The sequence below is a fragment of the Carboxylicivirga taeanensis genome, from assembly GCF_051851475.1.
In the GTDB taxonomy this organism is placed as follows: domain Bacteria; phylum Bacteroidota; class Bacteroidia; order Bacteroidales; family Marinilabiliaceae; genus Carboxylicivirga; species Carboxylicivirga taeanensis.
The window spans coordinates 1-693 of record NZ_JBPUSJ010000117.1 but is presented as its reverse complement, the minus strand read 5'-3'; the positions used below and the strand labels follow the sequence as shown (position 1 = coordinate 693).

General features: G+C 33.5%; 1 protein-coding gene. It reads left to right on the top strand.

Annotated elements, in window-relative coordinates:
- The first annotated feature begins 45 nt into the window (after positions 1 to 45).
- Positions 46 to 591, top strand: a complete 546-nt coding sequence (locus tag ACSX1H_RS19495) for a hypothetical protein (RefSeq protein ID WP_439185934.1) — start codon at positions 46 to 48, stop codon at positions 589 to 591.
- The last annotated feature ends 102 nt before the right edge of the window (positions 592 to 693 follow it).

Genomic DNA, 693 nt, shown 5'->3' with positions numbered 1-693 from the left:
CCGTTAGGTGCAAAACAAACCAAGGCGCTCAAAAATAATAATTGAATGTACGACCTAATAAAACCAAATACAGAATGGAGAAAAATTGCAAAAGACTTTGATGGAACTATTAAAGTAGGTGGTGTTTTATCGGCAACTCAAATGCAGATTTCAAAAAAAGGTTTAGCATTTAATATTAAGACTAGTTACTCAAATGACAATTTATGGTCCGCAAGGACTATCATTCATTGCACTTTTCATTACAGACAAGAATGTTCTGTTCGCATAACCAAAAACATTTGGACTTCAATGCTTGGTAATAAAGACGGAATTTTAACTGTTTCAAACGGGTTTAATGAACTGAAGGAAAACTTACAGAATAATGCAACTATAGCTGAATTTAGAAAGAAAAGAAAATCATTTTCATTAATTTTCAAGACGGAAGGAATTGTTGCTAAAGACTATGAGGTTCTTCCTATGATTCAGATAAAATTGACAGGATTTCTTAAAAAGAAGGAAGATTTTAGAGACGCTTTTGAGTTAATGAGTGAACTGGCGAAAGTATTATTAAATGAAAAAATAATAAGTTCTGCACCTAACACGCTGCTATAGCGCATTTCGGGATTCGTAGCGTTTTTGTGAGTCCTTAGCTTCGGCTACCAGCGCCAAATCAGTGATTTGGCTTTAGAAACAAAAAGTTAAAAACAAATACAC

Excerpts from the sequence above, each read along its gene's own strand:
- ACSX1H_RS19495 (WP_439185934.1), top strand. The coding sequence starts at position 46 with ATGTACGACCTAATAAAACCAAATACAGAATGGAGAAAAATTGCAAAA.